The organism is Streptomyces sp. CC208A, assembly GCF_030010625.1.
Lineage (GTDB): Bacteria > Actinomycetota > Actinomycetes > Streptomycetales > Streptomycetaceae > Streptomyces.
Window position 1 is genome coordinate 23,788 of the sequence record NZ_JASCXN010000040.1, and the last position, 25,540, is coordinate 49,327.

19 protein-coding genes and 1 other RNA gene are annotated in these 25,540 nt (G+C 73.6%); 15 read left to right on the plus strand and 5 right to left on the minus strand.

Features of this window, described 5'->3' with window-relative positions; all coding sequences use genetic code 11:
* Positions 1 to 133 precede the first annotated feature (133 nt).
* Positions 134 to 3,994 (minus strand): FtsK/SpoIIIE domain-containing protein, encoded by a 3,861-nt coding sequence (locus QK442_RS31265; RefSeq protein WP_282697470.1) that lies wholly within the window; start codon positions 3,992 to 3,994, stop codon positions 134 to 136.
* A 569-nt stretch (positions 3,995 to 4,563) separates the two neighbouring features.
* On the opposite strand from QK442_RS31265, the gene QK442_RS31270 reads away from it, so the two are divergent.
* The 4 genes from QK442_RS31270 (at position 4,564) to QK442_RS31285 (ending at position 10,281) form a co-directional block, all read left to right on the plus strand.
* Positions 4,564 to 6,228: a serine/threonine-protein kinase gene (locus QK442_RS31270; RefSeq protein ID WP_282697471.1), complete on the plus strand. Its 1,665-nt coding sequence runs from the start codon at positions 4,564 to 4,566 to the stop codon at positions 6,226 to 6,228.
* Positions 6,229 to 6,391: 163 nt separating this feature from the next.
* Positions 6,392 to 7,648: a serine/threonine-protein kinase gene (locus tag QK442_RS31275; RefSeq protein WP_282697472.1), complete on the plus strand. Its 1,257-nt coding sequence runs from the start codon at positions 6,392 to 6,394 to the stop codon at positions 7,646 to 7,648.
* 80 nt (positions 7,649 to 7,728) lie between these two features.
* Complete coding sequence (gene prfB / locus QK442_RS31280; protein WP_282697473.1) at positions 7,729 to 8,841, plus strand: peptide chain release factor 2; 1,113 nt, start codon at positions 7,729 to 7,731, stop codon at positions 8,839 to 8,841.
* 366 nt (positions 8,842 to 9,207) lie between these two features.
* On the plus strand, positions 9,208 to 10,281 hold the full coding sequence (locus tag QK442_RS31285) for an LPXTG cell wall anchor domain-containing protein (protein ID WP_282697474.1): 1,074 nt from the start codon (positions 9,208 to 9,210) through the stop codon (positions 10,279 to 10,281).
* A gap of 145 nt (positions 10,282 to 10,426) precedes the next feature.
* On the opposite strand, the gene QK442_RS31290 is transcribed toward QK442_RS31285, so the two are convergent.
* The gene (locus tag QK442_RS31290) at positions 10,427 to 10,609 is read right to left on the minus strand and encodes a hypothetical protein (protein ID WP_282697475.1); all 183 of its coding nucleotides are present in this window, start codon (positions 10,607 to 10,609) and stop codon (positions 10,427 to 10,429) included.
* A 235-nt stretch (positions 10,610 to 10,844) separates the two neighbouring features.
* Here QK442_RS31290 and ftsE point away from each other — a divergent pair, with 235 nt between their 5' ends.
* From ftsE to ssrA, 5 genes are all read left to right on the plus strand, one after another.
* On the plus strand, positions 10,845 to 11,534 hold the full coding sequence (ftsE, locus tag QK442_RS31295) for a cell division ATP-binding protein FtsE (RefSeq protein ID WP_282697476.1): 690 nt from the start codon (positions 10,845 to 10,847) through the stop codon (positions 11,532 to 11,534).
* Between the two features lie 21 nt (positions 11,535 to 11,555).
* Positions 11,556 to 12,473, plus strand: coding sequence for a permease-like cell division protein FtsX (ftsX, locus tag QK442_RS31300; RefSeq protein ID WP_282697477.1), 918 nt, complete (start codon positions 11,556 to 11,558; stop codon positions 12,471 to 12,473).
* Positions 12,474 to 12,550: 77 nt separating this feature from the next.
* Positions 12,551 to 13,726 (plus strand): S41 family peptidase, encoded by a 1,176-nt coding sequence (locus QK442_RS31305; protein WP_282697478.1) that lies wholly within the window; start codon positions 12,551 to 12,553, stop codon positions 13,724 to 13,726.
* 18 nt (positions 13,727 to 13,744) lie between these two features.
* The gene (gene smpB / locus QK442_RS31310) at positions 13,745 to 14,284 is read left to right on the plus strand and encodes an SsrA-binding protein SmpB (protein ID WP_282697479.1); all 540 of its coding nucleotides are present in this window, start codon (positions 13,745 to 13,747) and stop codon (positions 14,282 to 14,284) included.
* Between the two features lie 80 nt (positions 14,285 to 14,364).
* Positions 14,365 to 14,733, plus strand: a transfer-messenger RNA (tmRNA) gene (gene ssrA / locus QK442_RS31315).
* Between the two features lie 64 nt (positions 14,734 to 14,797).
* Here the strand turns inward: ssrA and QK442_RS31320 are convergent.
* From QK442_RS31320 to QK442_RS31330, 3 genes are all read right to left on the minus strand, one after another.
* Positions 14,798 to 15,055: a Txe/YoeB family addiction module toxin gene (locus tag QK442_RS31320; protein WP_282697480.1), complete on the minus strand. Its 258-nt coding sequence runs from the start codon at positions 15,053 to 15,055 to the stop codon at positions 14,798 to 14,800.
* Positions 15,052 to 15,330: a type II toxin-antitoxin system Phd/YefM family antitoxin gene (locus QK442_RS31325; RefSeq protein WP_282697481.1), complete on the minus strand. Its 279-nt coding sequence runs from the start codon at positions 15,328 to 15,330 to the stop codon at positions 15,052 to 15,054. Before QK442_RS31325 ends, QK442_RS31320 begins: the two co-directional genes overlap by 4 nt.
* Positions 15,331 to 15,425: 95 nt before the next feature.
* Positions 15,426 to 16,769 (minus strand): MFS transporter, encoded by a 1,344-nt coding sequence (locus QK442_RS31330; protein ID WP_282697482.1) that lies wholly within the window; start codon positions 16,767 to 16,769, stop codon positions 15,426 to 15,428.
* Between the two features lie 83 nt (positions 16,770 to 16,852).
* Between QK442_RS31330 and QK442_RS31335 the strand changes: the two genes are divergently transcribed.
* The 6 genes from QK442_RS31335 (at position 16,853) to QK442_RS31360 (ending at position 25,325) form a co-directional block, all read left to right on the plus strand.
* Positions 16,853 to 17,824 (plus strand): LysR family transcriptional regulator, encoded by a 972-nt coding sequence (locus QK442_RS31335; RefSeq protein WP_282697483.1) that lies wholly within the window; start codon positions 16,853 to 16,855, stop codon positions 17,822 to 17,824.
* Positions 17,825 to 18,081: 257 nt separating this feature from the next.
* Complete coding sequence (locus tag QK442_RS31340; protein ID WP_282697484.1) at positions 18,082 to 19,437, plus strand: nitrate/nitrite transporter; 1,356 nt, start codon at positions 18,082 to 18,084, stop codon at positions 19,435 to 19,437.
* An 84-nt stretch (positions 19,438 to 19,521) separates the two neighbouring features.
* Positions 19,522 to 20,658, plus strand: coding sequence for a uroporphyrinogen-III synthase (locus tag QK442_RS31345; protein ID WP_282697485.1), 1,137 nt, complete (start codon positions 19,522 to 19,524; stop codon positions 20,656 to 20,658).
* Between the two features lie 26 nt (positions 20,659 to 20,684).
* Entirely contained in the window at positions 20,685 to 21,203 is a 519-nt protein-coding gene (locus QK442_RS31350; RefSeq protein ID WP_282697486.1) for a GNAT family protein, read from the plus strand.
* Between the two features lie 62 nt (positions 21,204 to 21,265).
* Positions 21,266 to 23,545, plus strand: a complete 2,280-nt coding sequence (locus tag QK442_RS31355) for a UvrD-helicase domain-containing protein (protein ID WP_282697487.1) — start codon at positions 21,266 to 21,268, stop codon at positions 23,543 to 23,545.
* Between the two features lie 364 nt (positions 23,546 to 23,909).
* Complete coding sequence (locus QK442_RS31360) at positions 23,910 to 25,325, plus strand: NAD-dependent malic enzyme (RefSeq protein WP_282697488.1); 1,416 nt, start codon at positions 23,910 to 23,912, stop codon at positions 25,323 to 25,325.
* Positions 25,326 to 25,540 lie beyond the last annotated feature (215 nt).

Below are 25,540 nucleotides of genomic sequence, written 5' to 3' on the forward strand. Positions count from 1 at the left end.
GGCCGGAGGAACGGGAGCGCGGGCGGGGGCGGTCGGGCGTCGTCACGCTCCGACCTTAGGTCCGCCGTGGGGCATATGCGCTGTTTGTCCGGCTTGGGGGCGGCCGTCCTGGTGAACCCCGTGTCCGCCGGACTCAGGCGTGGGTGAGCGGGGGGACCGGGGCCGCCTCGACCGAGCGGGCCGCCCGGTCGAGCGCGCTCGCGAGCAGCGCCAGGTCCGTCGGGCCGTTGCCCAGCTCGCGGACCGGGCGGCGGGCGGGCGGATCGCCCATCCGCTCCCACTCCAGCGGGACGACCGTCGGCCGCAGCGTCGCCGTCCGGGGGATCCTGCCCGTGACCCGGCCCGCCTGGAACGGCGTCACGCGCCCGTCCGGGTGCCCGAGCCGGCCCCGGCCGGGCGCCGGCGCTTCGGGCCCGGGCGCGCTCGGCGGCGCGTCGAGCACCACGCGGAGCCGGGCGCCGTGCGCCAGATCGGTGTCGGCGGTCCGGTCCGGCCGGGCGGAGGCCGCGACCAGGTGCACCCCCAGCCGCTCGCCGTGCCGCGCGACCGCCTCCAGGGCCCGGACGACGGACCCGGCGGCGGGCCGGCCCGGCGCGCCGAGGGCGGGGGCGACGAGCGCGTCGAAGTCGTCGACGAGCACGACGAGCCGGGGCAGCGGGACCCGCCCGGAGGCGGCCCGCGGAAGGTGGTCCTCCTCGCTCCCCGGTCTCGGCACCCGCGCGCTCGGGGTTCTGGGGAGGTCGCCTGTGGTGCCGGGGTGGGCGGTTCGGCTGCTCGTGGTGCCGGGGAGATCGGTCGTGTTCGGGTACGGCGTCCGGCCGCTCGTGGTGCCGGTGAGGTCGCCGGTGGTGCTGGGGTGGGCGGTCCGGCTGCTCGTGGTGCCGGGGAGATCGGTCGTGTTCGGGTACGGCGTCCGGCCGCTCGTGGTGCCGGTGAGGTCGCCGGTGGTGCCGGGGTGGGCGGTCCGGCCGCTCGCGGGGGCCGTGACGTCTCCCGCGCGCGGGTGCGCCGTCCGGCTGCTGCTGGTGCCCGGGAGGTCGGTCGTGTTCGGGTACGGCGTCCGGCCGCTCGTGGTGCCGGTGAGGTCGCCGGTGTGCGGGTGCGGGGTGCGGGCGCTTGCCGTGGGCGGGAGGTCGTCCGGGGACGGGTCGTCGGTGCGGAGGGTGCGGCCGCTGGGGCGGGGGGAGAGGTCGGCGGCTGCCGTGCGGCCGCCGAGACGGCCGCCGAAGGTGGCGGGGAGGTCGCCCACGGAGGCGCGGCCGCCCAGCCGGTCGCCGGGAGTGGACGGCAGCTCGTCCGCGCCCCGGCGCTCGCCGTCGGCGGGACGGGGGATACGGCCCGAGGGACGGTCGGCGAGCTCGCTCGCGCCCTGGTACGGCGTCCGGACCCCCGGTGGACTGTCGCCCACCGCGCCCGCGCCCGTGCGCAGGGTCCGGCTGCTCGGGCGGTCGCCGAGGTCCGCCGCGTCGGGGAGCCGGACGGTCGCCCGGGCGCCCTGCGGCACCGCCTCCGCGGCGCTCGGCGTCCGCTGGCCGATCACCGCGCGCGTGCTCCGCCGGTCGGTGAAGTCCGCGTCCCCGAGCAACTCCGCGCGGCGCTTCAGCTCCGCGCCGAGCGCCTGGGCGAACTCCCGCATCCGGACCGGGTCGGAGGCCACCAGATGCTCGGTGACGTGCGGCAGCTCCGTACAGGCCGCCAGGCCCTCGCCGCGCTCGCCGCCCGCGCCGTCCACCAGGAGCAGGCCGAGCCGGTCGGGCCGGGCGCCGGCCGCGAGGGAGGCGGCGACGGCGCGCAGCAGCTCCGTACGGCCGCTGCCCGCCGGGCCCTCGATCAGCAGGTGCGGGCCCTCCGCCGTGAGGTCGACGGAGAGAGGGCCGCGCGGGCCCGCGCCGAGGACGGCGGTGCCTTCCCCGGCGGACGCCCAGCGGGCCATCAGGGACGCGGGCGTGGCCCGGGCCAGGCCCAGCTCGTCCAGGAGCCGGGCCGACGGCGGCAGCGCGGCGGCCCGCCCGGGGGCGGCCGACGCCGCGTCCGTACGCAGGGGGGCGAGGGCCCGCCCGAAGCGCTCCGCCCAGGCGACGGAGACCGCGTCCACGACCCCGACGGTGCCGTGGCCCGCGACCCGGCCGCCGGCCGTCCGCAGGAGCCGCAGCGCCGTCGCCACGTCCCCGCTGAGCAGGGCGGCCGCCCCGCACTCGCGGAAGGCGAGGGAGGCCGCACAGGCCGCCTCGTAGGTGGCCGCGACCGGGGAGGCGGGGGAGGCCGAGGGCGCCTCGGCCAGACAGATCAGGTGGATGCCGGCCGCCGCGCCGGCCCCGGCGAGCCGGGCCACCGTCTCGCGGAGCGCCGCCGTGCCGGGATCGCCGTCCACCACGACGACCGTTGCGGGACCCTCGTACCGCGCGGCCGCCTCCGCGACCGCCGCCCGGTCCGCGCTGGCCCAGCCGGGCCCGAGCGGACCGTCGTCCAGGCGCCGGGTCAGCTCCGCCGTACGGGCCTGGACCTGCTCGCGGTCGTACGCGAGGAGCAGCCGGCAGTCCTGGCCGTGCGCGGGCCGCACGTGCGGGAGCCAGCCGAGCCAGCCCCAGGCGCGCCGCCGCTCCTCCAGAGGACGGTTGCGGTCGGCGCTGACCAGGACGATCTCCAGGTCGGCGGGGGAGTGCAGGGCGGCCAGCTGGGCCACCACGGAACGGGCCAGGCCGGCCAGCCGGTCCGCGGGGCCCGCCAGGCCCAAGGAGCCGGCCTCGCGCAGGCCGACGGTGACCGGCACCCCGGACAGCTCCGCGCGGTCGGCGGTGCCGAGCCGTACGGTCAGGGCCTCCGGGTGGCGCGGACCCCGCTCCCACAACCGGGGGCCGGGGCCGAGCGCGGTGAGCAGGACGGCCGACGGGTCGGGCCAGGTGTCGGGCGCCGCGAGCTCCTTGGGCGCGGCGGCACCGGACGGGCCGGCGGCCGGGGCGGGGTGAGTGCCGGGTACGGGCTCCGCCTCGCGGCCGCCCGCGAGCCGCCGCGCCCAGGCGCCGAGCCCGCGACGGCCGGCCCTGCGGGTGGCCGCCTCGGCGCCCTCAGGGGTCGTACGGACGCGGCCGTGGGTCTCGCCCCCGCCGCCGCCCTCGGGCTCCCGCGCCCGCGCGTGCCCGGCGTCCGGCCGCGCCTCGGCGAGCGGCACCCCCCGGGCGCCGCCGTGCGTCTCCGGGCCCTGCCCGGTCCGGCCGGCCTCGGGGCCGGGGCCCTCGACGTGTCCGGGCCACGCGCGCGTGGAGCCGCCCTGGGCGGCCGTGTCCGGCTCGGGGGGACGGGAGGCCGGCCACGCGCCCGTGGCGCCGTCCGGGAGGGGGACGCGGAGGTGGCCCTCGCCGTCGGGGGCCGTGGGCAGCGTCCCGGAGTCCGCCGGGTCGCCGGCGGGGGCGGTGAGGCGGAGGGAGGACTCGCCGAGGCGGAGGAGGGCGCCGGGGCGCAGCCGCACCGGGCGGTCGCCGACGGGGGCGCCGTCGAGCGTCGTGCCGTTGGTCGAGCCGAGGTCGGCGACGGTGATCCGGCCGTCCTCGGCGACGGTCACCGTGCAGTGGGCGCGGGAGACGTCCGGGTCGTCCAGCGGCACGTCCGCCTCGACGGAGCGGCCGATCCGGATCGCCCCGCCGTGCAGCAGGTGCACCCCGCCCGCGTCCGGGCCCGCGACCACGTGCAGCCGGGCGGCGGAGGAGGAGGCGGCGAGATCGGCCCGGTCGTCCGGGTCGGGGGCCTGGAGCGCGAGCACCGCCCCGTCGACCAGTGGCGGTTCACCGAGGACGCAGCGGCGGGCGTCCAGCCGCTCCGCGCCCGCGTACAGCACGGGTGCGCCGCTGCCGGCCGTGTCGGGGCCCATGACGGCGGCGGCGAGGTTCGAGGCCACGGCGGACAGCGCCGTGCCCGGGGGGGCCGTGACGAGCACGTCGCGGGCGCGCCCGGCGCCGTGGCCGGCGTGCGGCGCGAGGACGGTCAGCCGGATCTGCATCGCCGTCAGCGGTCCCTTCTGCGCGAGATGCCCGGCAGAGGGACCGCCCCGTGTCTCCCCCACCCGGCACGGACGCGTCGCCCGGTACAGGTCGGCACGGCGCGGGGGCTCCCGACCCCACCGATGCGACGTGCTGGAGGCATCCTCGCACCTGCCGCCGACAACCCGCCGCCGGGTCACCCCGAAGTGATCTTGAACGGCCGCCCGGAGCTTCCGGGAGTGACGCGAAAACGCCAGGTCGGGCAGGGCCGCGGGGCCGGTGCGGCAACCTTCCCGGCCGGAGGAGCGTCTTCTTCCGGACAAGTTCGGACGAAATCCGGAAGGGGCCCCGGCAGTGATTCCGCCATGGTCCCGGCCGTGATCTCGACCCTGATCCCGGGCGGAGCCGTCCGCGGGAATCCGCCTGTGGACGACCGGGCTGCGGTCCGTTCGGCGGCATTAGAGTGGGTCGGACACCCGGACGGGTCACAACGGGTCACAACAGAGAACGAAGAGGACCTCCGGGGCCCCGGCTCGGCACACCGAGCGGTACCGGCCACCAGGACCACGATCAGCAGGGAGCGCGTGACGTGCGGCCAATCGGCAGCAAGTACCTGCTCGAGGAGCCGCTCGGCCGCGGCGCCACGGGCACCGTCTGGCGAGCCCGCCAGAGGGAGACGGCGGGTGCCGAGGCGGCCGTGCCCGGCCAGCCCGGCGAGACCGTCGCGATCAAGGTCCTCAAGGAGGAGCTGGCCAACGACGCGGACATCGTGATGCGCTTCCTGCGCGAGCGGTCCGTCCTCCTCCGGCTCACGCACCCGAACATCGTGCGCACCCGCGACCTGGTCGTCGAGGGCGACGTCCTGGCCCTGGTCATGGACCTCGTCGAGGGCCCCGACCTCCACCGCTACCTGCGGGAGAGCGGCCCCCTGACCCCGGTCGCCGCCGCCCTGCTCACCGCGCAGATCGCCGACGCGCTCGCCGCCAGCCACGCCGACGGCGTCGTCCACCGCGACCTCAAGCCGGCCAACGTGCTGCTCGCCGAGCGGGACGGCCAGATGCACCCGATGCTGACCGACTTCGGCATCGCGCGCCTCGCCGACTCCCCGGGCCTCACCCGCACCCACGAGTTCGTCGGCACGCCCGCCTACGTGGCGCCGGAGTCCGCCGAGGGCCGCCCGCAGACCTCCGCCGTCGACATCTACGGCGCCGGCATCCTCCTGTACGAGCTGGTCACCGGCCGCCCGCCGTTCGCCGGCGGCACCGCCCTCGAAGTGCTCCACATGCACCTCAGCGAGGAGCCCCGCCGCCCCTCCACCGTGCCCGCCCCCCTGTGGACGGTCATCGAGCGCTGCCTCAGCAAGAACCCGGACCACCGCCCCAGCGCCGTCAACCTGGCGCGCGGCCTGCGCGCGGTCGCCGCGGGCATCGGCGTCCACGCCTCGCCCGCCCAGATCGAGGCCGCCGAGGGCGTCGCCGCCCTCCTCGCCCCGGACCCCGCACCGGCCCAGGTCCCGCAGGCCCCCGGCGCCGCGGACCCCACCCAGGTGTTGCCCACCGGCTCCGCCGGCGCGGCGCAGTTCGACCCGGCCGCCGCCACCAGCGTCCTGCCGACGAGCGGCCCCGCCGACGCGGCGGACCCGACCGCCGTCATGCCCGCCATGCCGCAGAACCCCCCGGCGGAGGACCCGCACCCCTGGCAGACCCAGCTCCGCGCGGCCCGCGACCGCAACGAGCAGACCCAGGTCCAGTACCTGGACCCCAGCGAGGATCCCCTGCGCCGCCGCCCCACGCGCCAGCCGCAGCAGCGGCCGCCGCAGCCCCCGCCGTACCAGCAGGGCCCCCCGCCGCAGCAGTACCAGCAGCAGCCCCAGGGCTACCAGCAGCCCCAGCAGCCGCCGCCGTACCAGCAGCAGCGCCCGGCACCCCAGCGGCCCGCCCCGAGCCCGCCGCCGCAGCAGTACGCGCCGCCGCAGCCCCAGCAGCCGCAGCCGCCCGCCCCGGCCCCGCGCGAGCCGCGCCGGCGCAGCGCCAACCCCGTGAAGATCCCCGGTCTCGGCTGCCTCAAGGGCTGCCTGATCATGATCGTCCTCTTCGTGGTGGCCGGCTGGCTGATCTGGGAGCTCACCCCGCTCCAGGACTGGATCGCCCAGGGCAAGGGCTACTGGGAGGCCATCGGCGACGGCATCGCCACCGTGACCGACTGGATCTCCACCATCGGGGACGCCACCGGATCCGGCGGCTCGGGCCAGTAGGAAACGGCCCTCACGAGGGCCGTCCCGAGGGCGGTACGACCGCCGGAAGACGGTCGTACCGCCGATTTATCGACTTCCGGAGGGTGATTTCCCTCCGGAAGTGACGTCCGGCGGCCGGGGACGCGTAACTTTGACGCGAACCGCAGCCGCTGAGGGAGCAGTCTTGGCACGGAACATCGGCAGCCGCTACACCGCCCACCAGATCCTCGGTCGGGGCAGCGCCGGAACGGTGTGGCTCGGCGAGGGGCCCGAAGGCCCCGTCGCCGTCAAACTGCTGCGCGAGGACCTGGCCTCCGACCAGGAGCTCGTCGGCCGCTTCGTGCGGGAGCGGACCGCCCTGCTCGGCCTCGACCACCCGCGCGTGGTCAAGGTCCGCGACCTCGTCGTCGACGGCAACGACCTCGCCCTCGTCATGGACCTGGTCCGCGGCACCGACCTGCGCACCCGCCTCGACCGCGAGCGCCGGCTCGCCCCCGAGGCCGCCGTCGCGATCATCCGCGACGTCGCCGAGGGCCTGGCCGCCGCGCACGCCGCCGGTGTCGTCCACCGGGACGTGAAGCCGGAGAACATCCTCCTCGACATGGAGGGCCCGCTCGGCCCCGGCGGCGCCCACCCCGCCCTCCTCACCGACTTCGGCGTCGCCAAGCTCATCGACACCCCCGGCCGCACCAAGGCCACCCGGATCATCGGCACCCCCGACTACCTCGCCCCCGAGATCGTCGAGGGCCTGCCGCCCCGCGCCGCCGTCGACATCTACGCCCTCGCCACCGTCCTGTACGAGCTGCTCGCCGGGTTCACCCCGTTCGGCGGCGGCCACCCCGGCGCCGTCCTGCGCCGCCACGTCACCGAGACCGTCGTCCCGCTCCCCGGCATCCCCGAGGAGCTGTGGCAGCTGCTCGTCCAGTGCCTCGCCAAGGCCCCCGCCTCCCGGCTGCGCGCCTCCGAGCTGGCCGCCCGCCTCGCCGACGTCCTCCCGCTGCTCAAGGGCATCCCGCCGCTCGACGTGGACGAGCCCGGCGCCGAGCCCGCGTCGCCGGAGCCGTACGAGGAGCCCGCGCACCCCGCTTCCACGGGCCCGGCCACCGAGACCGGCCGCCGCCGTGCCGCCGTCCCGCTGGTGCCCGGCGCCTCCGCCGACTCCCACCGCGACACCCACACCTCCATGCGCGTGCCCGGCCCCGACGAGCTGTCCGGCGGCCCGCACGGCACCGCCCGCGCCCCGCGCCCGGCCGGAGCCCGGCGGCCCGGCTCGGCCCGCAACAGGGCCGGGGCCGTCCGCAAGCGCCGTATCGCCCTCGGCGTCGCCTCCGTCGTGGCGGCGGCCGCGCTCGGCGTCGGCGGCTATCTGGCGCTCGCCGGGGACGGCGGCGCCGAGCCCCAGGACTCCCGCCCGGCCTCGCAGCCCGCGCAGCAGCCGTAGTCGGCTGTCCACAGCCTGGTTGTCCACAGGTCCGGCGGGCGCGGGTTCGGCTCCGGGCCCGGAGCCGTTACGCTGGACGCGTGGCAGTCGTCGATGTATCCGAAGAGCTGAAGTCCCTCTCCTCGACCATGGGGTCGATCGAGGCCGTCCTGGACCTCGACAAGATGAGGGCAGACATCGCCGTGCTCGAAGAGCAGGCCGCGGCCCCGTCCCTGTGGGACGACCCGGAGGCGGCGCAGAAGATCACGAGCAAGCTTTCGCACCTCCAGGCCGAGGTCCGCAAGGCGGAGGCGCTGCGCGGCCGCATCGACGACCTGGGCGTCCTCTTCGACCTCGCCGAGGAGATGGACGACGCGGACACCCGCGCCGAGGCGGAGACCGAACTGGCCGCCGTGCGCAAGGCGCTCGACGAGATGGAGGTCCGTACCCTCCTCTCCGGCGAGTACGACGAGCGCGAGGCGCTGGTCAACATCCGTGCCGAGGCCGGCGGCGTCGACGCCTCCGACTTCGCCGAGCGCCTCCAGCGCATGTACCTGCGCTGGGCCGAGCGCCACGGCTACTCGACCGAGATCTACGAGACCTCGTACGCGGAAGAGGCCGGCATCAAGTCGACCACCTTCGTCGTCAAGGCCCCCTACGCCTACGGCACCCTCTCCGTCGAGCAGGGCACCCACCGCCTGGTGCGCATCTCGCCCTTCGACAACCAGGGCCGCCGCCAGACCTCCTTCGCGGGCGTCGAGGTCCTCCCCGTCGTCGAGCAGTCCGACCACGTCGAGATCGACGAGTCCGACCTGCGCGTCGACGTCTACCGCGCCTCCGGCCCCGGCGGCCAGGGCGTCAACACCACCGACTCGGCGGTGCGCATCACGCACCTCCCGACCGGCATCGTGGTCTCCTGCCAGAACGAGCGCTCGCAGATCCAGAACAAGGCGAGCGCCATGAACGTCCTCCAGGCGAAGCTCCTTGAGCGTCAGCGCCAGGAGGAGCGCGCCAAGATGGACGCGCTCAAGGGCGACGGCGGCAGCTCCTGGGGCAACCAGATGCGCTCCTACGTCCTCCACCCGTACCAGATGGTCAAGGACCTCCGGACGGAGTTCGAGGTCGGCAACCCGCAGTCCGTCCTGGACGGCGAGATCGACGGCTTCCTGGAGGCCGGCATCCGCTGGCGCAAGCAGCAGGACCAGACGAAGTAACGGACCCCAGCGTTCCCTTCCGGGCCCCGCACCTTCTCGGTGCGGGGCCCGGTTCGTTCGCCGATGCAAGCGATGTGCGGGTGAGCGAGGTGCTTTGTCGACAAGGGAACTGCCCTTGCGGGGCCCGTAGTTCAGGGTTTACGTCACAGTTGCTTCGTCATATGACGGTCAACTGGTGATCTTTCGGGCATTGCGCCCGCAACGACCTTGACGCTGCATCGGAAACTCGGGAGGGTGGCTGACTGGCATGCGCATTTCTGGGGCGCGTGTGAACGGGGGCAGGTCCAGTAGTCATGACGCTTCCCGTGCCCGCCGGCCCCTGGCGCTGCCCCATGACGAGAAGAAGCTACTGGGGGTAGCAACCAGATGACCAACAAGACGCGAGTCCGCCTGGCGCGAGTCGCGGCCGGTGCCGTGATCATCGCCGGTGCGTCCCTGACCGCGGCCGGTGCCGCGCAGGCCGTCGGCGGGAACCAGGCCGAGCCGAGCATCGGCATCATGAACGACGACGACCCCTGCGAGGAAGTGGGCGGCGTCTGCGAGCCGGGCGGCAACAGCGACGGCGGCGCTGACGGTGGTGCGGCTGACGGTGGCGCCGATGGTGGTGCCGCTGACGGTGGTGCGGCCGACGGCGGTGCCGATGGTGGTGCGGCCGATGGTGGCGCTGACGGTGGTGCGGCCGATGGTGGTGCGGCTGACGGTGGTGCGGCTGACGGTGGTGCGGCTGACGGTGGCGCCGCGGACGGTGGCGCCGCGGACGGTGGCGCGGCCGATGGTGGTGCGGCTGACGGTGGTGCGGCTGACGGTGGCGCCGCGGACGGTGGCGCGGCCGACGGTGGTGCCGCTGACGGTGGCGCGGCCGACGGTGGCGCCGCGGACGGTGGCGCTGATGGCGGCGCGGCCGACGGTGGTGCCGCGGACGGTGGCGCTGATGGCGGTGCGGCCGACGGTGGCGCGGCCGACGGCGGCTCCGACGCCGGCTCCGGTAGTGGCTCCGGTTCCGGCAGCGGCTCTGGTTCTGGTTCCGGTTCCGGCAGCGGTTCTGGTTCCGGCTCCGGCGGTGGTTCCGGCTCCACCGGCACGACGGGCTCCACCGGCACGACCGGCACGGGCACGACCGGCTCCTCGACCGACGGTGGTTCCTCCACCGACGGCGGCACCGGCACCTGCACCGTGGAGCTCGACGGCGTCGAGTGCGTCGCCGACGGTTCGACCGGTTCGACCGGTTCGGGCGGCTCCACCGGCTCGAACAACAACACCGACACCCAGCAGGCCGGCTCGCAGCCCGTCCAGCAGGGTGAGGCCAAGGAGGAGCTCGCCGAGACCGGTGCGGCCGAGACCTCGTTCCTGATCATCGGCGCCGCCACCATGATCGCCGGTGGCATCGGCTTCCGCTTCCTGCCGCGCCTGGTCGCGGGCGGTCGCGGCGCCGCCGCCTGATCACCCGCTGATCACGGTCCGAACGCGCCATAGGGCGGCAAGAGGACCGCGGCAGGACCGAAGAAGGGCCGGGGAGGCTGTCCTCCCCGGCCCTTCGACCGTTCCGGCTCGTGTACGGCCCCGGGGCCGCCGGTCCTGCGCCGTGCTACACCGCGCGCACCGCCGCCAGCAACGCCAGCGTGCCCAGCAGGGCGATCACCAGCGTCAGTACCATCGCGGGGGACAGGCCCTGCGGTGCCAGGCGCTCACGGCTGGCCCGGCAGACGGGGCAGCGACCCTCGGCGACCGGGGCCGCGCAGTTGGCGCACACCAGTCGGTCGTAGGTCATACGCTCTCCTCCTCCCGCAGGGGGCTCACACCAGGACAACGTCCGATGCGATCCGGACGTTCCCCCTACCACTCTGCCAGCTCCGCGGGGTTCCGGCGCGCCCCGGCGGGAACGGCCCGCCCCGCCCCGGAGGGCGAAAAAGGATAAAGCGCGCAAGCCAGGACCGCGACTGCGAGGGGGTTCCCGGTTCGCGTAAGGTCACGCACACCTACTCCCGGCCGACCGTGGTGCATCCGTGATCCGATTCGACAACGTCTCCAAGTCCTATCCGAAGCAGAACCGCCCCGCGCTCCGGGATGTCTCCCTGGAGATCGAGAAGGGGGAGTTCGTCTTCCTCGTCGGTTCGTCCGGCTCCGGAAAGTCGACCTTCCTCCGGCTGATCCTGCGGGAGGAGCGCGCCAGCCACGGGCAGGTGCACGTCCTCGGCAAGGACCTCGCCCGGCTCTCCAACTGGAAGGTGCCGCACATGCGGCGCCAGCTCGGCACCGTCTTCCAGGACTTCCGCCTGCTGCCCAACAAGACGGTCGCGCAGAACGTGGCCTTCGCCCAGGAGGTCATCGGCAAGCCGCGCGGCGAGATCCGCAAGGCCGTACCCCAGGTGCTCGACCTGGTCGGCCTCGGCGGCAAGGAGGACCGCATGCCGGGCGAGCTGTCCGGCGGTGAGCAGCAGCGCGTCGCGATCGCCCGCGCGTTCGTCAACCGTCCGATGCTGCTGATCGCCGACGAGCCCACCGGCAACCTCGACCCGCAGACCTCCGTCGGCATCATGAAGCTGCTCGACCGGATCAACAGGACAGGGACCACCGTCGTCATGGCGACCCACGATCAGAACATCGTCGACCAGATGCGCAAGCGCGTCATCGAGCTGGAGAAGGGCCGTCTCGTCCGCGACCAGGCACGCGGCGTCTACGGCTACCAGCACTGACGGCGAAGGAACCAGAACACCATGCGCGCCCAGTTCGTGCTCTCCGAGATCGGCGTCGGCCTCCGGCGCAACCTGACGATGACCTTCGCCGTCATCGTCTCCGTGGCCCTGTCGCTGGCCCTCTTCGGCGGTGCCCTGCTCATGCGCGAGCAGGTCGAGACAATGAAGGACTACTGGTACGACAAGGTCAACGTCTCCATCTACCTCTGCACCAAGACCGACGCGACCAACGGGGACAAGTGCTCCAAGGGCGCGGTCACCTCGGAGCAGAAGAAGCAGATCGAGGCCGATCTGAAGAAGATGGCCATTGTCGAGAACGTCTACTACGAGTCGGCCGAGGAAGCCTTCAAGCACTACAAGGAGCAGTACGGCGACACCGCCATCGCCTCCGTCATCACCCCGGACCAGATGCCGGAGTCGTTCCGGGTGAAGCTGAAGGACCCGGAGAAGTACAAGGTGATCGCCACCGCTTTCGAAGGGCGCGATGGCATCGAGTCGGTCCAGGATCAGCGGAACATCCTGGAGACGCTGTTCAACATGATGCGCAGCGTCAACTACGCGGCCGTCGCGCTGATGCTCCTCATGCTGGTCATCGCGCTGATGCTGATCATCAACACGGTCCGCGTCTCGGCCTTCAGCCGCCGCCGCGAGACCGGCATCATGCGGCTGGTCGGCGCCTCCAGCTTCTACATCCAGATGCCGTTCATCATGGAGGCCGCCTTCTCCGGCCTCATCGGCGGCGCCTTCGCCTGTGTGCTGCTCGTGGCCGGCCGGTACTTCCTCGTCGACCACGGCCTCAACCTCGCCGAGCAGATGCCGCTGGTGAACTTCATCGGCTGGGACGTGGTCCTCGCCCAGCTGCCGCTGGTGATCGTCATCGGCCTGCTGATGCCGTCCGTGGCCGCGTTCATCGCGCTGCGCAAGTACCTGAAGGTGTGAGAAGAGACCACCGCCGGTGGATGGCGTCCTGGGGACAAAGCCCCTGGGGCGCCTTCGCCTTGTCCTAGAGTGGCGCCATGCCGGCCGGTCCCGTGCTCCTCTGTCTCCGGTCCCGCGGTGTCGTCCGCGGGGCCGTTCTCACGTTGGTCTTCGCCGGAGTCCTCGCCACCGCCGCCGCGACCGGCGCGCTGCCCCGCGAGGACGACGCCGGGCGGGAGCCCCGTACGGGATCAGGGGAGCGCGCGGTCTTCGACCGGGCGGCGCTCCACCGCGCGGCCGCCGAGGCCGTCGCCGACGGCAAGTCGGGCAAGCAGGCCGCCGAGGAGTTCGTCAGCCGCAGCGGCGACCGCTGGGGCGCGGTCTACGACCGGCGGGAGTACGCCGAGTTCGAGCGGTCCCTCGACGGCGCCTACACCGGCGTCGGCCTCTCCGCGGCCCGTACGTCCGCGGAGGACGGCGGCGTCGAGGTCACCCGGGTACGGGCCGGCGGGCCCGCGGCGAAGGCAGGGGTGCGGGTCGGCGACCGACTGCTCGCCGTCGACGGGCGGGCCACCGACGGCCTGTCCGTCTCCGAGGTCGTCTCCCTGCTGCGCGGCGACGACGGCCCCGGCTCCACCGTGTCCCTGCGGATCCGGCGCTCCGGCCTCACCTGGACCCAGACCCTGCGCCGGGAGCGGGTCGCGACCGACCCCGTCACCGTCAGCCGCCCCGACGAGCGGACCGTCGTCATCCGCGTCGCCGCCTTCAGCAAGGGCGTCGGCGCCCGGGTGCGGGAGGCGGTCCGCACCGCCCCGGCCGGCGCCGGGGTCCTGCTCGACCTGCGCGGCAACCCCGGCGGCCTGGTCGACGAGGCCGCCGTCGCCGCCTCCGCCTTCCTCGACGGCGGCCTGGTCGCCACGTACGACGTCGAGGGCGAGGAGCGGCCCCTGTACGCGGAGCGGGGCGGGGACACCGGCCGGCCGCTGGTCGCGCTGATCGACGGCGGCACCATGAGCGCGGCCGAACTGCTCACCGGCGCGCTCCAGGACCGGGGCCGGGCGGTCACCGTCGGCTCCACCACCTTCGGCAAGGGCTCGGTGCAGATGCCGAGCACCCTCCCGGACGGCTCGGTCGCCGAACTCACCGTCGGCCACTACCGCACGCCCGCGGGCCGCGAGGTCGACGGCCGGGGCATCGCCCCCGACCTGCCGGCCGACGACCGGGCCGAGGAACGGGCCCGTACGGTATTGAGTGGCCTCGGAGGGGGCTCGTAGTGCGAAAATGACCGCACTATGGCAAAGGGACTCGTCAACGTGCAGGGCAAGCCTGCCAAGAAGAAGGCCCAGGACAAGGGCCCGGAGCGCAAGCTCATCGCGCAGAACAAGAAGGCGCGCCACGACTACCTCATCCTCGACACGTACGAGGCGGGCGTGGCGCTCATGGGCACGGAGGTGAAGTCGCTCCGGATGGGCCGGGCCTCCCTGGTCGACGGCTTCGTCCAGATCGAGGGCCACGAGGCGTGGCTGTACAACATCCACGTGCCCGAGTACATGCAGGGCAGCTGGACCAACCACTCGGCGAAGCGGAAGCGGAAGCTGCTGCTGCACCGGGAGGAGATCGACAAGCTGGAGCAGAAGGCGTCCGAGACCGGTCACACGATCGTGCCCCTCGCGCTGTACTTCCTGGGCGGCCGGGTGAAGTGCGAGATCGCCCTCGCCAAGGGCAAGAAGGAGTACGACAAGCGCCAGACCCTGCGGGAGAAGCAGGACACCCGCGAGACCGCCCGCGCCATCGCGGCGGCGAAGCGCCGCCAGCGCGCTCAGGAGCGTTAATCCGCTGGCAACCGGGCCCGCGGGTCACGTACCATGGGCCACGCACCCCACCGAGGGCGCACGGATTGAAAAATCAACATGGGGATGATCGGTTTCGACAGCGGATGTCGAAGCAGGGGAAGCGTGTCGAGGAAGCGGCAATGATCTCGTAAACCACGCGCCGAAACCAATAATCGCCAACACCAAGCGCGATTCCTTCGCCCTCGCTGCCTAAGTAGCGACTTGCGAAGTGTCAGCCCGGGGCTGTTCCCGACCCGGATCCTGGCATCAGCTAGGGGACTAAACCTTGATCCCGGTCACGGGGTGAAGAGGGAAATCAAACAGTGACTGAGCCCGTTCCGGACTTGTCTGGGTGATCCGGAGGGCCGAGAAAATCGCACCAGACTGCACACGGAGAAGCCCTGGTTCCGCACCGTTGGACGCGGGTTCGATTCCCGCCATCTCCACTCATCCCATGTGGGCACAGGCCCGGTGGTCCCCAGGACCGCCGGGCCTTTGTCGATCCGGAGCGGCTCAGTAGTGGTAGCGGGCCTTGATGATGACGATCTCCTTGTCGTCGGCCCGATAGACGAGACGGTGTTCGTCGTCCACCCGGCGGGACCAGTAGCCGGACAGGTCGCCCTTGAGGGGTTCGGGCTTGCCGATCCCTTCGAAGGGGGTGCGCTGTATCTCGCTGATGAGGCGGACGAGCCTGCGGAACTGCTTCTTGTCAGCACCCTGCCAGTACAGGAAGTCGTCCCAGCCGGAGGGGCGGAAGCGCACGTCCCTCACTCGTCGTCCTCCGCCATGGCCTCCAGCTCCTCCACGGTCTTGGTGGTCATGGAGGCGTCGGCGGCCTTGTCCGCGGCGATGGCAGCCATGAGGCGGGCGGCGTTGGCGGGGGAGCGCAGGAGGTAGATGGTCTCCTGCCAGGAGCGGAAGTCGTCGGCGGACATGAGGACGGCGTTTCCGCCCTTGGAAGTGATCTCCACGGGTTCGTGGTCGTCGTTGACCTGCTGGATGAGCGGAAACAGGCGTGCTCGGGCTTCGGTGGCGGTGATGGCCATCCCGTGCTCCTCTCGGCGAGTGGTACGGGAACACTGTACCGCGCGAGTGGTACGGGATGTCGGTACATGTGTCGGCTGTCGGTGTCTCGACCTGCTCATCGTGACGGCGCTTCGATCCGGGCGGGCCGCCCCCCGCCCACCCCCGTCGCCGCGCACAGCGCCAGCGCCACCGCCGCCGCCGTCACCGGGAGGACGAAGCCCAGGGTGAGGGTGGGGGCGTGGTCGGCGGTCCAGCCGGCGGTGGCGGAGCCTGTGGCTATGCCGGCCAGGAGGGCGGTCACGGCCAGGGTCATGCCTTCGTTCAGGCGGGAGGGCGGGGTCAGGCGCTGGACCAGGCCCATGCCCGTGACCATCGTGGGGGCCGTCGCCATGCCGGCGATCAGGAGACCCGCCGCGAGGGCCGGGAGGGAGCCCGTCGAGGCGGCGAGGAGGGGGGCCGTCATCAGGAGGGTCATCGCCGCCAGGCAGGTGCGCAGGCCGGCGGTGCGGCGGGACCGGCCGTAGAGGAGGCCCGCCACGCAGGAGCCCGCCGCCTGGAGGGCGAGGATCGGGCCGGCCCAGGGGCCGTCCACGTACGCCACCGCCGTCACCTCCATCGAGCCGAAGATCGCGCCGGTGGAGAGGAAGACCGCGAGCAGGGGCATCATGCCCTTCGTGCGCAGGGGTGAGCCCGGCGAGGGGTGGGGGGCGGCCGGCGGTTCGGTGGAGCGCTGGGCGGTGAAGAGCAGTACGCCGGTCAGGAGCAGGGTCGCGGCGGCCAGTGCGCCCGCCTCCGGGAAGAGCGCCGAGCAGAGCACCGCCGCGATCACCGGGCCCAGCATGAAGCACAGTTCGTCGACGGCCTGTTCGAAGGCGTTCGCGGTGTGCAGCGCGGCCGGGTCGTTTCGTAGGAGGTGGGCCCAGCGGGCCCGGGACATGCCGCCGGTGTTCGGGGTCGTGGCGGTCGGTGCGATGGCCGCGAACAGGGCCCAGGCCGGGGCCTGTTCGTGGACGCACAGCACGAGCAGGAGGTGGCCGAGGACGGCGAGGACGGTGGCCGGGACGGCTATGCGCGCCTGACCGTGGCGGTCCACCAGGCGGGCGGTCCAGGGGGCCGCGAGCGCGCCCGCCACCAGGCCGGTCGCGGTGACCGCGCCGGCCAGCGTGTAGGAGTCGTACGCCGCCGCGATCATGATCACTTCGCTGATGCCGAACATGCCCGCCGGTATCCGGGCGACCAGGTTCCCCGCGGTGAACGCGCGCGTGCCGGGGAGGGCGAAGAGGCGCAGGTACGGGTTGCGGGGGAGGGGCCTCGGGGCGGGGTGGACGGCGGAGGGGGCCTGGAAGCCGGGGGCCGGGCCGGGGCCCGCCGGGGCGGGGTGGACGGCGGAGGGGTCCTGGAAGCGGGGGGCCAGGCCCGGGCCCGCCGGGGTGGGGACGAGGAGGTGCGACTGCGGCATGGCTCAAGGCTCGGGGCGCGGGGCCCGGACCGTCCAACACCTGTACGGTCGCCATTCACGCACCTGTGTTGTTGAATGCGGCGGTGGCCACACCGTACGACACCGACCCCCGCCTGCTGCGCGCCTTCACCGCCGTCGCCGAGGAACTGCACTTCACCCGCGCCGCCGGCCGGCTCTACGTCGCCCAGCAGGCGCTCAGCCGGGACATCCGGCGCCTGGAACGGGAGCTGGACGTCCAGCTCTTCGTACGGACCACCCGGCAGGTCGCGCTCACCCCGGACGGCGAACGGCTCCTCCCGTACGCCCGCCGGGTCCTCGACGCCCACGACGCGCTCCGCGACGCCTTCCACGCCGAGCCCCGGCCCCTCCTCGTCGACCTCAACACGCCCGGCCTCGTCCAGGACCGCATCCTGCGCCGCGCCCGCGAACGCGCCCCCGAGCAGGAGCTGATGGCCCGCTTCGAGTCCGGGCTCGCCGGAGCCGTACGGGAGATCCTCGCCGGGCGGCTCGACGTCTCCTTCGGGCGGTACGGGGGGCTCGCGCCCGCGCTGCGGGCGCGGCTCGACGCGCAGTTCGTGCGGTACGAGCCGATGGCGGTGCTCCTGCCCGAGGACCACGACCTCGCCGGACTGCCCGAGGTGCCGCTCGCCCGCCTCGCCGGCGAACACCTCTACGCCGGCGCCGGCAACGACCGCACCACCGAGTGGACCGACCTCGCCGTCCGCCTCTTCGCCGGACCCGGACGCGGCATCCACCTCTCGCCGCCCGCGCCGCTCGCCGTCGGCAAGGAGGAGTTCCAGCGGATCATGGCCAAGCACCGGCACCCGGTGCTCGCCGTCACCGGCTTCCCGCCCATGCCCGGCTGCGTCCTGCGGCCCCTCGTCGACCCCGTGCCGCTCTCGCCCGTCAGCCTCGTGTGGCGCAAGGGCCTGCGCCACCCCGGCCTCGACGCCCTCCGCGCCGCCGCCGCCGAACTCGGCAGGCGGGAGGGCTGGCTGGAGCGGCCCGCCGACTCCTGGCTGCCGGAGGGCGAGCCCGGGGTGCCGGGCGGCTAGCGCGGGCGGCGCCGTCCGGTACGGCCTCCGGGGCCGCGGCCGTCCGCGTACGCCGGGACAGCGCGTACGCCGGGACAGCGCGCCCGCCGACGCCCGCGCCCGCCGCCCCGGAGGCCGTACCGCTCACACCATCCCTTCCGCACGGGTGAGAGCAAGGTTCCGTCGGCGTCACCTCACGGCACGGCCTTGAAACGCGGCCTCCCTAGCGTCGGGGTCACCAGGATCCGAGACGGGATCCGACACCGTGGAGGTGCGAGATGGGCGGGCGCTGGATCGAAGTCTGGGAGCCGGAGGACGAGACCTTCTGGCGGGAGAAGGGCGAGCGGATCGCCAAACGGAACCTGGCCTTCTCCGTCCTCTCCGAACACATCGGCTTCTCCATCTGGAGCCTGTGGTCCGTCATGGTCCTCTTCATGGGGCCCGAGTACGGCGTCGACCCCGCCGGGAAGTTCTTCCTGATCGCGACCGCCACCCTCGTCGGCTCGCTCATCCGGGTCCCGTACACCTTCGTGGTCGCCCGCTTCGGCGGCCGCAACTGGACCGTCTTCAGCGCCCTGCTGCTCCTGGTGCCGACGGCCCTCGCCTACGTGGTGATGGAGCCCGGCACCTCGTACACCACCTTCCTCCTGGTCGCCGTCCTCAGCGGCGTCGGCGGCGGCAACTTCGCCTCCTCGATGACCAACATCAACGCCTTCTTCCCGCTCCGGAAGAAGGGCTGGGCGCTCGGCCTCAACGCGGGCGGCGGCAACATCGGCGTCCCCGTCGTCCAGCTCGTCGGCCTCCTCGTCATCGGCACCGCCGGGGCCATGCACCCGAGGATCGTCCTCGGTGTCTACCTGCCGCTGATCCTGGTCTCCGCCGTCTGCGCCGCCCTCTTCATGGACAACCTCGCGCCGGTACGGAACGACTCCGGCGCCTTCCGGGAAGCCGTACGGGCCCGCCACACCTGGATCATGTCCTTCCTGTACATCGGCACCTTCGGCTCCTTCATCGGCTACAGCTTCGCCTTCGGACTCGTCCTCCAGACGCAGTTCGGCCGCACCCCGCTCCAGGCCGCCTCGCTCACCTTCATCGGGCCGCTGCTCGGCTCCCTCATCCGCCCCCTCGGCGGCTCCCTCGCCGACAAGCACGGCGGCGCCCGGATCACCCTCGGCACCTTCGCCGCGATGGCCGCCGCCACCGGTGTGGTGATCTACGCCTCGGTGATCGCGTCCCTCGCCGTCTTCCTCGTCGGCTTCATCGCCCTGTTCGTCCTCACCGGCCTCGGCAACGGCTCCACCTACAAGATGATCCCGGCGATCTTCCTCGCCCAGGGCCACCGCAAGGGCCTGTCCGGCGAGGCCGCCGAGTCCTACGGGCGGCGGCTCTCCGGCGCCTCCATGGGCATCATCGGCGCGATCGGCGGCCTCGGCGGCCTCGGCATCAACCTCGCCTTCCGCCAGTCCTTCCAGACCGTCGGCACCGGCACCGGGGCCTTCGTCGCCTTCCTCGCCTTCTACGCCGCCTGCATCGCCGTCACCTGGGCGGTATACCTTCGGCGGCCCGTCACCGTCCCCGACACCGCCGAGGGTGCCGAGGAGCCGGAGACCCGGCCCGGATACGCGAAGGTGTGAGCCGGAGTGCGGGACGCGTACCGTAACGACCAGGAAATACGCGTGAACCCCTCCTGTCACGCGTCCGCGCCACTCTCGATGCCCATGGACCAGCACGAACACGGACCTCTGGCCGGCTTCACCGTCGGCGTCACCGCGGCCCGGCGCGCGGACGAACTCATCGCCCTGCTGCGCCGGCGCGGCGCGGCCGTCGTGCACGGCCCCGCGCTGCGGATCGTCCCCCTCGCCGACGACACCGAACTCCTCGCCGCCACCAAGGAGATCATCGGCAACACGCCGGACGTCGTCGTCGCCACCACCGCGATCGGCTTCCGCGGGTGGGTCGAGGCGGCCGAGGGCTGGGGGTACGGCTCCGAGCTCCTCGACGCGCTGCGCGGGGTCGAGCTCCTCGCCCGCGGACCCAAGGTCAAGGGGGCCGTACGGGCGGCCGGGCTCACCGAGTCCTGGTCGCCCTCCTCCGAGTCCATGGCCGAGGTCCTCGACCGGCTCCTCGCCGAAGGCGTCGACGGGCGGCGGATCGCCCTCCAGCTCCACGGCGAACCGCTCCCCGGCTTCGTCGAGGCGCTCACCGCCGCCGGGGCGAGCGTCGTCGGCGTCCCCGTCTACCGGTGGATGCCGCCGGAGGACCTGGGACCGCTCGACCGGCTCCTCGACGCGGTGCTGTCCGGCGCCGTCGACGCGCTCGCCTTCACCAGCGCGCCCGCGGCGGCTTCGCTGTTCGCGCGGGCGGCGGAGCGGGGGGTACGGGACCGGCTCGTCGAGGCGCTGCGGCACGAGGTGCTCGCGGTGTGCGTGGGCCCCGTGACGGCCCTCCCGTTGCAGGCCGAGGGCATCCCGACGCACCAGCCCGAACGGTTCCGGCTCGGTCCGCTCGTCCAGCTCCTCTGCACCGAACTGCCCGCCCGGTCCCGGGTCCTGCCCGTCGCCGGGCACCGCCTGGAGATCCGGGGCCACGCGGTCCTCGTCGACGGCGAACTCCGCCCCGTTCCGCCCGCCGGCATGGCCCTCCTCGACCGCCTCGCCCACCGCCCCGGCTGGGTCGTCTCCCGCGCCGACCTGCTGCGGGCGCTGCCGGGCGCGGGGCGGGACGAGCACGCCGTGGAGACGGCGATGGCACGCCTCCGGGTCTCCCTGGGCGTGCCCAAGCTGATCCAGACGGTCGTCAAACGCGGCTACCGCCTCTCCGTGGATCCCCTGGCCGACGACCCGCCGGCACCGTGACGGCCCTCGCGCGGTAACGTGCCGGCATGGTCGACGGGGTGGGGATCAGGGCGGCGCGGGAGACGGACGCGGGGGCGCTCGCGGAGGCGCTCGCGCGGAACCGGGCGCACATGCGGGCCACCGAGCCGCACCGGAGCGAGCGGTACTACACGGCCGAGGCGCAGGCGGAGCTGCTGGCCGACGGCGGACGGCGGTGGTTCGCCGTCAAGGGCGACAGGATCCTCGGGGCCGCCATTCTGTCGGGGATCGTGCTCGGTCCCTTCCGCAGCGCCTCCCTCGGTTACTGGGTCGACGGCGGGCACACCCGCCGCGGCATCGCCTCCGCGCTCGTCGACGAGGTGATCCGGGCCTCGCGGGACGAGCTCGGGCTGCACCGGATCGAGGCGTCCACCCTCCTGGACAACCACGCCTCGCAGCGCGTGCTCGCCGGGGCAGGGTTCGAGCGGATCGGGACCGCGCCCCGGTACCTGCACATCGACGGCGCCTGGCGCGATCATCACCTCTTCCAGCGGATCCTGCACGATCAGGCGCCGCCCCTCGCCTGACACGGCAGCCGCCGGTGGCGTACCTTTGACGGCTGCCCAGTGCACGTCAGAAGGGGGCCTTAGTGGCCGCGCAGGAAGCCGTCGACACGGTCAGAGACCGTGAGATCGGCGTCGAGCAGGAACATCTGGACCAGGTCTACCGCCGCCTGGAGGAGAAGATCCACGAGGCGGAGTTCCTGATGAACGACGCCGCCCAGAAGGGGCGCGTCGGCACGCCCGGCGCCCTCGCCGAGCGCGACGCCCAGGTCTTCCGGGCCGGCATCCATCTCAACCGGCTCAACAACGAGTTCGAGGACTTCCTGTTCGGGCGGATCGACCTGCTGGAAGGGAAGGACGGGGTCAAGGGGCCCGACGGGGCCTACACCTCCGTCGAGCCCGCCGACGACGCCGTCCGGCCCGACAACACCGCCGACATCGGCGAGACCCTGCACATCGGCCGCATCGGCGTCCTCGACGCCGACTACTCCCCGCTCGTCATCGACTGGCGCGCCCCCGCCGCCGCGCCCTTCTACCGGTCCACGCCCGTCGATCCGGGCCGGGTGGTACGCCGCCGGGTCATCCGGTCGAAGGGGCGCCGCGTCCTCGGCGTCGAGGACGACCTGATGCGCCCCGAGCTGAAGGCCACCCTCGGCGGCGCCGAGCTGCCCGTCATCGGCGACGGCGCCCTGATGGCCGCCCTCGGGCAGGCCCGCTCCCACTCCATGCGGGACATCGTCTCGTCGATCCAGGCCGAGCAGGACCTCGTCATCCGCGCCCCCGCCGCCTCCGTCACGTACGTCGAGGGCGGGCCGGGCACCGGGAAGACCGCCGTGGCGCTGCACCGGGCCGCGTACCTGCTCTACCAGGACCGCAGGCGGTACGCGGGCGGCATCCTCATCGTCTCGCCGACCCCGTTGCTCGTCTCGTACACCGAGGGCGTACTGCCCTCCCTCGGCGAGGAGGGGCAGGTCGCCATCCGGGCGCTCGGCAGCCTGGTCGACGGTGCCGAGGCCGACGCGTACGACGAGCCGGCCGTCTCCCGCGTCAAGGGCTCCTCCCGCATGGTCGCCGTGCTCCGCAAGGCCGCCCGCGGGGCCCTGGAGCGCCCCGACGCGCCGAGGCTGCTCCGGGTCGTCGCCTTCGGGCGCCGCCTGGAGCTGCAGGAGGACGAGCTGCGGCGGATCCGGCAGAACGTGCTCTCCGGCACCACCCCCGTCAACCTGCTCCGGCCCCGCGCCCGCCGTCTCCTCCTCGACGCCCTCTACGCCAGGTCGGGCGCCGCAGGCCGGCACAGCGACCCCGAGCTCGCCGCCGAGCTGCGCTCCTCCTTCGACGAGGACGTCTCCACCGAGGACTCCTTCCTCGGCTTCCTCGACGCCTGGTGGCCCGAGCTGGCCCCCCGTCAGGTCCTCGACGCCATGGCCGACGAGAAGCGGCTCGGCCGCTGGGCCCGCCGGGTCCTCAACCCCGGCGAGGTCCGCCGGGTCGCCCGCTCGCTGCGCCGCCCCGGCCTCTCCGTCCACGACGTGGCCCTCCTCGACGAGCTGGGCACCCTGCTCGGCGCCCCCGCCCGGCCGCGGAAGAAGCGGGAGTACGACCCGCTGGACCAGCTCACCGGTCTGGAGGAGCTGATGCCGGTACGGGAGGAGACCCAGCGGGAGCGGGCCGAGCGGCTCGCCGCCGAGCGCACCGAGTACGCGCACGTCATCGTCGACGAGGCCCAGGACCTCACGCCCATGCAGTGGCGGATGGTCGGCCGCCGCGGCCGGCACGCCACCTGGACGGTCGTCGGCGACCCGGCCCAGTCCTCCTGGTCCGACCCGGACGAGGCGGCCGCCGCCCGTGACGAGGCGCTCGGCTCCCGGCCGCGCCGCCGCTTCGAGCTGACCGTGAACTACCGCAACCCGGCCGAGATCGCCGAGCTCGCCGCCAGGGTCCTCGCCCTCGCCATGCCGGGCAAGGAGTCCCCGAGGGCGGTCCGCTCGACCGGCGTCGAGCCCCGGTTCGTCGCCGTGGCCGACGGCGGTGACCTGGCGGGGGCCGTACGGGCCGAGGCGGAGCGGCTGCTCGCCGAGGTCGAGGGCACCGTCGGCGTGGTCGTCGCCATGGACCGGCGCGCCGAGGCCGCCCGCTGGCTCGCCGGGCTGGGCGACCGGGTGGTCGCGCTCGGCTCCCTGGAGGCGAAGGGCCTGGAGTACGACGCCACCCTCGTCGTCTCCCCGGCCGAGATCGCCGACGAGTCCCCGGCCGGCCTGCGCGTCCTGTACGTGGCCCTCACCCGCTCCACGCAGGCGCTGACCGTGCTCGCGGGGGAACGGGACCTGCCGGACGAGGCGGGCGTCCCGGACCTCCTGCGGGACTGAACCGATGTCCTCACGCGTCGGGGGATCACCTTCGGGGAGGGTTTGTTAGCCTTGTCGTGACACCGGCTCGATCCAAGCCCCCGGGCCCAACCTTCGTCCCTCAGAGGGACCACTTGCCGCGAGGCGAGCATGGCGGGTCGGTGTCACTTAGACGTACATACGAAGTTGGGGCCCCGGTCGTCTTCCGACGACCGGGGCCCCTTCTGTTGCTCCGCCCTCTCTCGTATGGTGGAAACTACTTTCCGAAAACAAAATGACCGCATTACCTGCTACCGGCAGGTAGGTGCGACCATCGGAGGGCGCCGACGGGCAACCAGCCGGGTCGGCGTAGCAACGAAGCTAGGGAAAGCAGAGGAACCCGGCCATGGCAACGGCGCCCAGCGTCTCGTACTCGATGACGGTCCGCCTGGAGGTGCCCGCGAGCGGCACCGCCGTCTCGCAGCTCACCGCGGCGGTCGAGTCGCACGGAGGCTCCGTCATCGGCCTCGACGTCACCGCGTCCGGCCACGAGAAGCTCCGGATCGACGTCACCGTCGCCGCGACCTCCACCGCGCACGCCGACGAGATCGTCGAGCGGCTGCGGGACATCGAGGGCGTCGTCCTCGGCAAGGTCTCCGACCGTACGTTCCTGATGCACCTCGGCGGCAAGATCGAGATGGCGTCCAAGCATCCCATCCGCAACCGTGACGACCTCTCGATGATCTACACCCCGGGCGTGGCCCGCGTGTGCATGGCGATCGCCGAGAACCCCGAGGACGCCCGCCGCCTCACCATCAAGCGCAACTCGGTCGCGGTCGTCACCGACGGCTCCGCCGTCCTCGGCCTCGGCAACATCGGCCCCAAGGCCGCCCTGCCCGTCATGGAGGGCAAGGCCGCCCTCTTCAAGCGCTTCGCCGGCATCGACGCCTGGCCGATCTGCCTGGACACCCAGGACACCGATGCCATCGTCGAGATCGTCAAGGCGATCGCCCCCGGCTTCGCGGGCATCAACCTGGAGGACATCTCCGCGCCCCGCTGCTTCGAGATCGAGGCCCGGCTCCGCGAGGCCCTGGACATCCCCGTCTTCCACGACGACCAGCACGGCACCGCCATCGTCGTCCTCGCCGCCCTCACCAACGCCCTCCGGGTCGTCGGCAAGGGCATCGGGGACGTACGGGTCGTCATGTCCGGTGCGGGCGCGGCCGGTACGGCCATCCTGAAGCTGCTGCTCGCCGCGGGCGTCAAGCACGCCGTCGTCGCCGACATCCACGGCGTCGTGCACGCCGGCCGCGAGGACCTGGTGGCCGCCCCGGCCGACTCGCCGCTGCGCTGGATCGCCGACAACACCAACCCCGAGGGCGTCACCGGCACCCTCAAGGAGGCCGTCGTCGGCGCCGACGTCTTCATCGGCGTCTCCGCCCCGAACCTGCTGGGCGCCGAGGACGTGGCCGCGATGGCCGAGGGTTCCATCGTGTTCGCGCTCGCGAACCCGGACCCGGAGGTCGACCCGGCCGCCGCCCGCCAGACGGCCGCCGTCGTCGCCACCGGCCGCTCGGACTTCCCGAACCAGATCAACAACGTCCTGGTCTTCCCCGGCGTCTTCCGCGGCCTGCTCGACGCGCAGTCCCGCACGGTGAACACCGAGATGATGCTCGCCGCCGCCACCGCCCTCGCGGACGTCGTCACCGAGGACGAGCTGAACCCGAACTACATCATCCCGTCCGTCTTCAACGACAAGGTCGCGGGCGCCGTCGCCGGCGCGGTCCGCAACGCGGCGAAGGCGGCGGGCGCGGGCGCCTGAGCCCCGGACGGCCCTGCGCGGCCCTACGTGGCCCCCGGGTGGCCTACGCGGCCCCCGGGCGGTCCTACGTGAGCGTGTCGCGATTCGCGGAGCCGTAAACCCGCCTTTAGGGTGGCTTTTCGGCTCCGCACCGTTTGCGGGGAGTCGACGCTACGTCACCAGGAGGGGGATCCGGCGCTTTTCGTGTGACCCCAAGGGGTGCCGGATTGGCGTTC